General features: G+C 60.3%; 7 protein-coding genes. 4 read left to right on the top strand and 3 right to left on the bottom strand.

The window, feature by feature from the left end; genetic code table 11:
* Positions 1–76: 76 nt before the first annotated feature.
* Both JNL55_RS35560 and JNL55_RS35555 read right to left on the bottom strand, forming a co-directional pair.
* Positions 77–1,174: a FecR family protein gene (locus JNL55_RS35560; RefSeq protein ID WP_293866234.1), complete on the bottom strand. Its 1,098-nt coding sequence runs from the start codon at positions 1,172–1,174 to the stop codon at positions 77–79.
* A gap of 26 nt (positions 1,175–1,200) precedes the next feature.
* Entirely contained in the window at positions 1,201–1,806 is a 606-nt protein-coding gene (locus JNL55_RS35555; protein ID WP_293866231.1) for an RNA polymerase sigma factor, read from the bottom strand.
* Between the two features lie 522 nt (positions 1,807–2,328).
* Between JNL55_RS35555 and JNL55_RS35550 the strand changes: the two genes are divergently transcribed.
* Genes JNL55_RS35550 through JNL55_RS35535 form a run of 4 tightly spaced genes read left to right on the top strand, consistent with a single transcriptional unit; the run spans position 2,329 to position 6,043 of the window.
* The gene (locus JNL55_RS35550) at positions 2,329–2,478 is read left to right on the top strand and encodes a hypothetical protein (protein ID WP_293866228.1); all 150 of its coding nucleotides are present in this window, start codon (positions 2,329–2,331) and stop codon (positions 2,476–2,478) included.
* A gap of 31 nt (positions 2,479–2,509) precedes the next feature.
* Positions 2,510–3,271 carry a lasso peptide biosynthesis B2 protein gene (locus JNL55_RS35545; RefSeq protein WP_293866225.1) on the top strand — a complete coding sequence of 254 codons (762 nt, stop codon included), beginning with the start codon at positions 2,510–2,512 and terminating at the stop codon, positions 3,269–3,271.
* Positions 3,272–3,274: 3 nt separating this feature from the next.
* On the top strand, positions 3,275–5,104 hold the full coding sequence (locus JNL55_RS35540; protein WP_293866222.1) for an asparagine synthase C-terminal domain-containing protein: 1,830 nt from the start codon (positions 3,275–3,277) through the stop codon (positions 5,102–5,104).
* Between the two features lie 12 nt (positions 5,105–5,116).
* Positions 5,117–6,043 carry a hypothetical protein gene (locus JNL55_RS35535; protein ID WP_293866219.1) on the top strand — a complete coding sequence of 309 codons (927 nt, stop codon included), beginning with the start codon at positions 5,117–5,119 and terminating at the stop codon, positions 6,041–6,043.
* Between the two features lie 9 nt (positions 6,044–6,052).
* On the opposite strand, the gene JNL55_RS35530 is transcribed toward JNL55_RS35535, so the two are convergent.
* Positions 6,053–6,597, bottom strand: a 545-nt coding sequence (locus tag JNL55_RS35530) for a TonB-dependent receptor domain-containing protein (protein ID WP_293866216.1), incomplete at its 5' end; no start/stop codon positions are given.

Raw genomic sequence — 6,597 nt, 5'->3', positions numbered from 1 at the left:
CGAGTGTAGCCCACGCCATCCATAGCGCGGCGGCGAGCATCCCTGACAAACGCCATCGACACAAAAGCACCGGCCCTCATTCCAACTGCAGGCGCAACTGACTTCCAGAGCTATCTCTTGTCACGATGATACCCTCCTGGTTCTCGAGCAGCTTCGCCAAGCTCTCCGGTCGGTCCACACGCAGCCGGTAGTATCCCACTAGCCGCCGGTCGGCAATGCTGCCATCCACGATCTGGATTTGCTGAACATTGCGGCGATTGAACTCACGGACCACTTGGCCGATCGTTTCGCCTTCGAATTGTAGCCAGCCATTTGCCCAATCCAACTTGCGGTCTGCATCCACCACGATGACGGGCACGGTGGAAAGATCCACTGCAGGCGGATCAGATGCGGGGATGCCTACGGTGGCTGAGCCGCCGACTTGCAACTCCTGGCCCGCCTTGAGCAGTACCGCCTTCGGATCGTTCAAGTTGCCATGGGCGGTGACTTTCACTGTGCCTTCGGAAACGGTCGCGGTCACGCCAGAGTCGAGGGCTACGCCGAACCTGGTACCGACAGCCGTGACATCGATAAGAGGAGTTCTCACCGTAAACGGCCGCCGAGGATCCTTTTCGACATCGAATACCGCCTGACCTTCAGTCAGATAAACGACGCGCCGTTGCTCGGTAAACTCGACTTTGAGCCGCGACCGAGCATCCACATGAACCGTGCTGCCATCCTCCAGCGTCATGTGCTGCCACTGGCTGGCGGCAGTCTCGATGGTGCCGTCGGGAGCGCTCTCGAACAGGGAGAAGGCGAGCACGAAGGCGAGCGCGATGCAGCCTAGCATTGCGGCCAGCGCCCAGGCCGGGCGGAAGCCGGCTTGCCGAGGCGAGGTGTCTTCGACGCTATCGCTGGGTTGATAGTCGTATTGCAAGGCGCTGGAACCGAAATCCACGCCGAGCACATTGGAATCGTCGAACTCGACCACGCGCTCGAGCAGCCGCAGCCCGGGGAACTTGCCGTCCACGCCGGAGACGCGCAACAGCTCAGCGATGTTTTCCGGCGAGCGTTTCAGCCATTGCACGAACAACTGCCGATCGGCCCGCGACATGCCCCGTTCGTCGCTGCCACGGATATACCAGTACGCAGCCTCTTGGCTGACGATACGGGTGCGTTCCGATCCGGGGGGCATGGTGGTGTGGTCCTCGGGTGGTACCGTCACTTGAGGTCTTCCGGATCGAGGCGCATGCGCAATTGACTGTAGGCACGCGACAGATCCCTGAGCACGATGCGCGGTGACACGTCGAGGCGTTCGGCGATTTGCTTGTAGGTCAGCCCTTCGTTGACCCGTAACAACAGCACCTGGCGCTGGCGGAACGGCAACTTATCGACCGCAGCCTGCACGTTCTCATCGGTACGCGCCTGACACACGGAGTTTTCCGGTTCCTGATCGGGTTCGATCAGCAAATCGTCCAGCCAGCCCTGCTGGTGCGGTTTGGCAACGCGCGCCCGCTCCCGCCATTCGCTGGCGACATTGCCGGCGATGCGAAGCAGATACCCCAACGGATTTTCGACCGCGGTCTTTTCGCTGTAACGAAGCAGTCGAAGAAAGACTTCCTGCGCCAGGTCGTCGAGTTCGGCGGCCGGCACCGAGGCCCGCCGCGACAGCCAGTGCCGGACCGGCTTGCGCCAGTCCTTGAACCATTGAGCGAACCGATTGTTGGAGCCGGCTACGACCTTGTCGGCAGCAAGCAGCTCGCGCGCCTCCGTGGCACGAGAACTCGAGGCTGCCTTGATTTCCCCAAAACTCCGGCGATCGATCACGAGCGTTCCGGCGACCCATACGAAGAGAGCACCCAATACATGACCGGGACAGAGTAAAAAATCACCCCCGGAAGCCCCATTAGGAGCAGCACTTACGACGAAACGGCAATTATGACAAATGGGAGCGCTCGCTAGCCTGGTAAACGGCGGCAATAAGCCAATAATCCATACACTGTCACCAACCACGCATCGTGGTAAGCAAGCCTTCCCCTGAAAGCCACACGCTGCTAACCGCTGTTCAGGGCCGGCCAAAATATTTCGGCAAATATTTGCCGCGCCGCGGCCACAAATATCTGACCGTACAGCCCAAGAGACGTCCATATCGTCACAAATAATCTCAGATATGGACCTAGATATATTCCTCCATCGACAGTGGTATCGACGCCGGCGCTAAAAATCGATTCCGTCCAGCAAAAAAAGCCGAGCTCGGTTCCGTTGACGCTCCGCCCTCGCCGCGTACATCTACTCGCGTCGCCTAACCAGCGGCCGGTGCAAACCGCCAATCAACGTGAGGAGACTGTAATGAGCCCATTTGACTTCATGTCCGTGCCCGAAGAGCTCGACAGCGACAGCGAAATCGTCGTGCTCGGCAAGGCGTCCGAAGAGACTCGCGGGATCGGCCTTCTAGTCACGGATCCAGACACCGGCGTACCGATGACCTACAACCCGTAATCGGATCGCACGTTGCGGGTACGCGTCAGACGTGTCGCGTATCCGCAAGCCCATCGCCAGCATCCCAACAGCGGAGCTCATCGTGACGGACTATCTACTCAGCAATCATGTTCACGTACGCCAGACCCGCGACGGCGTGATTCTTCTGGATCTACGCCGCGACCAATATTTGAGCTTGAATCTCGACCAAGTCGCCGCGCTTCGTCACCGAGTGAGCGGCTGGACCGAAGCAACGCCGAGCGACACCGACGCGGCGAATTCGCAGGACCCAAGCGCCTCTCGTCTCATCGTCGAGCTGACTCGACGAGGCATTCTCACCACCAGCGCGCTGAACGGTAAGCCGGTCACGGAGGCGCAACTCCAACCGACTGAAGCGTCGCTCTGCGACCAACGCTTGCCGTTGCCAGCACAACGACTGCGTTACGCCGCTGCACTCATTCTCGCGTGCGTCCGTACCTCGGCGACGCTACGTCTGCGCTCGCTAGGGGCCGCGATCGCCGGCGTCGAACGCCGAAAAAAATCGGCGACCGTAGTGAACGACCCAGCGCGCCTGCGCGAAGCGATGAGCGTTTATTGCTGGCTGCGCCCCTTCCTGTACACCCAAAAGGAAAAATGTCTGTTCGACTCGTTGACGCTGGTCAATTACCTCGCCAGCCAGAATCTGTATCCGCAGCTGGTGTTCGGCGTTCGCGGCCGGCCCTTTCTGGCGCATGCCTGGGTGCAAGACGACACCTGCGCACTGAACTACACCGCGGACTACGTCAAGACATACGCACCGATTCTGGTGATCTGAACCATGCTCAACTACATCGCGCTGGTGTGGAACGACACTGATTCGACTCAGCGGACAGCAAAGAACTTGCTATTGAATGATGCGCGCATCGGCCGGTCCGAGGTGTTTGGCGCTCCCGGCGTATGCGTGCTGGCCAGCGACTCGAATTCGCTGCATCCAGAAATTCGCCGGTTCGAGAACCATCGCGGCATCGTTCTTGGCACGCTGTTCACCAACCCGGTCGAGGAAGCGTGCGTCACGGCGTTCGCGTCCGGTCGTATTGATGACGCGAGCACCCAACGAATCCTCCGCAGCGAAGGTCGCGAGCTGATCACGTCCTACTGGGGATCGTACGTCGCCATCCTCAATGATCCGCAACAGTCCAACACCTGGGTATTGCGCAGCCCACTCGGCGCTCTGCCTTGCCTGCGAACCTCGTTTCGCGGCGTCCACATATTCTTCTCCGCGATCGAGGACATCACCTTCTCCAAGCATGTATCGCTCTCGGTCGACATGACCTACGTCGCTCGCCATCTGGGCAAGCGACGACAGAGCGGTGACACCGGCCTGAAAGAAGTCACGGAGCTTCGCTACGGCGAATGTGCGCGCTTCGATGGCCGCCGAGGCACGCATGACGTGCAGCGTTACTGGGATCCACTCGACATCGCTCGATCGGAGCGCATCGAGAACGTCGAGCAAGCAGCCAGCGATGTTCGCAAGACGGTACGCGCCTGCGTGCATGCGTGGGCATCGTGCCATAGCACCATCCAGCTGCGACTCTCAGGCGGCCTCGACTCATCCATCGTGCTCAGCTGCCTCGCCACTGCGCCGACGCGACCTACCGTCATCTGCGTCAATCGCTACTCCAATCGCGCCGACTGCGATGAGCGCGAGTTCGCCCGCTTGATGACGCGCAACGCCGGTTGCGAACTGCTCGAGATGCATCGTGATCCGGACCTCGACCTGCGCGACGTTTTCGAATCGCGCCTCACCGAGCGACCGCAAAACTATCTGACACAGTTCGGCCAGGCACTTCCTGAAGCGAGACTGGCGCAGAAGAACGGCGCCACCGCTATTTTTGGCGGCAGCTATGGCGATCAATTGTTCAGCCCAAGCGAATATGCCCTGACCGGCGCCGACTACATCCACGATCACGGCCTGCGCCCGCACCTGCTCACAGTGGCATCGAGCGCCGCAGCCACCTCCAACGAATCGGTGTGGAGCATTCTGCAAGAGTCGTTGGCGAAGGGCCTGACCCGTCATCGTTGGGACCGCCTCGAGGCCGCGCGACGCTTCAACATCCTGATGAATGAGCCGGCGCTGCTGGCGCTGATGGGCTCCGCAGTCGAGAGTCGACCGTGGTACGACCCCGAGCGTTACGTGCCGCCAGGCAAGCAGTTGCAGATCGCGAATCTGATGGACAGCAACGTCACCGGCATGCCGTTCGCTGCCGGCGCGCACCTGGATTACGTATATCCGTTCTTATCACAACCGGTAGTCGAGCTGTGCCTACGCATTCCGAGCTACGTGCTGTCTCATAACGGTTGGGACCGCGAGATCGAGCGGCTGGCGTTCACACCCGACCTGCCACCGCAGATCGCCAGACGCCGCAGTAAAGGCGGTCAAGGCGAGTTCACCGCAGAAGTGGTCAAGAAGAACCACGCGCTCATCAGTGACCTGCTGCTCAACGGCCAATTGGTCGCCAGCGGCTTGCTCCACCGCAACCAGCTGGAGCAGGCACTGGCGGGCCGATCGTCCGGACTGGACCGCGGTCCGGCGCGGCTGTCCCGCGTGCTCAACATCGAAGTGTGGTTGAAGTTGTGGTCGGCCAGCCAACTGCGCGCGGCCGCCTGAAGGATCCGTCTCATGAGCTCACAAAAATTATCTAACGAACGATTCCTGGTGCTGTCGGGACACGCCCCGATCCACGAGTTCGTGAGATATATAAAGACGCGCTCGACAGACGGCCAACGCGCCGACGACGTGGCGCTGACGCGTGAATGGCGTCAAGCCAATGCCCGCCTAAAAGAGGCAGTGGCGACAGATCCCAAGCAAGTGGAAATGGAATCGCTCGAACCCCTCGCACCTCATCTAGCCAAGCAGGCGGATGACACGCTGGCCCAAAGCAAGGGCAGCAAGGCGCTGGAATTTCTGCCGCATCGCTGGGCCAATGTCGAGCTGGATCGGCTGATCGTCTGGCAGAAGTACGTCAATCTCGGCTACGCGAACTCGATTCGCGACACGCTGCCGCCCAAGCCCACCGACCAACAGATTCTGCAACTCGCCGCTGGCGATCGCGGCGAAGCGCCAGCAGTCCACGTGAACGCGCTGGGATCGAATTCTTTCGCGTTCTCATCGCGCTCCAACGATTTACGGGTGCTCGGCGCTGTGCCGCTCGATCCTCGCAATGTCTCAGGCTATGAGCCCTATGGAAACGCCGCCGCAGTGCTGGCGGTTTACGTCGGCTACGGCGTGAATGTCATGTGGGCCGTGCGCATGGGCAACCGAGTCATGTTGGCCAACGGCACCCATCGCGCTTATGCACTTCGCGCTCACGGTGTGACTCATGTTCCCTGCGTGGTCAGCGAGGTCACCACGCGCGACGATCTGGATCTGTTGGGACTACCAGAGGGCGCGAAGAACAACGAGTCCTACTTCACCCGGCCGCGCCCACCGATGCTTCGAGATTTTTTCGATGAGCGGCTGTGCAAGTGCATTCCGGTCACTCGCAATCAACATTTGATTCAGCTGGACCTGAAGTTCGAGCGGCTCAAATTCCCGGCGTATCAATGAGCAGCCGAATCACCACTGCTTGATGATCTGTAAGCTCAGCTGCCGGCCGAGCAACGTGGCGTTGGCGCCGTCGTAGGCGAACACACCGGCCACGTTCACGAACGGCGGCTCCCGGTCGAACAAATTGATCGCACCCAGGTACACGCGAGTGCCGCTGAACCAGGCATTGTCACTGGTCACCTGGTAGCCCAGGTTCAGATCGACCGTGGTCCAGGAACCGATGCTGCCGAGCTGCGCCGTGCTCGATATCCGATAGCCACCTGCGTAGTTGACCGTGGCATACGCTTTCCAATCCTGCCGCGCCCAGGAAACAGTGCCCGCCACGCGTAGCGACAACGGATGGTTCAAGGTGTCGACGACTTCGTAGGCCGGGGCCGTGTCGGTCAATTGAGTTACATAGTCCAGCGTGTAAGTGCCGCGCAGACCCAAACCAATCTCGCCGATGGCCGTGTCGAATGCGTAGTCAATGTCCGCATCCACACCCCGCGTCTTGACGCTCGATAAGTTGCTATTGCGAGTGTCCAGAATCGCGGCGATGGGTTGATTGCAATTGC

It is taken from the genome of Steroidobacter sp. (assembly GCF_016790065.1).
Lineage (GTDB): Bacteria > Pseudomonadota > Gammaproteobacteria > Steroidobacterales > Steroidobacteraceae > Steroidobacter.
Note: the sequence above shows the minus strand (reverse complement) of the source record. Positions and strands in the feature narration are given on the sequence as shown.

Bases quoted from the DNA above. Each gene is read 5' to 3' on its own strand.
- JNL55_RS35560 (WP_293866234.1), bottom strand. From the start codon at position 1,174: ATGCCCCCCGGATCGGAACGCACCCGTATCGTCAGCCAAGAGGCTGCG.
- JNL55_RS35550 (WP_293866228.1), top strand. From the start codon at position 2,329: ATGAGCCCATTTGACTTCATGTCCGTGCCCGAAGAGCTCGACAGCGAC.
- JNL55_RS35540 (WP_293866222.1), top strand. From the start codon at position 3,275: ATGCTCAACTACATCGCGCTGGTGTGGAACGACACTGATTCGACTCAG.
- JNL55_RS35535 (WP_293866219.1), top strand. From the start codon at position 5,117: ATGAGCTCACAAAAATTATCTAACGAACGATTCCTGGTGCTGTCGGGA.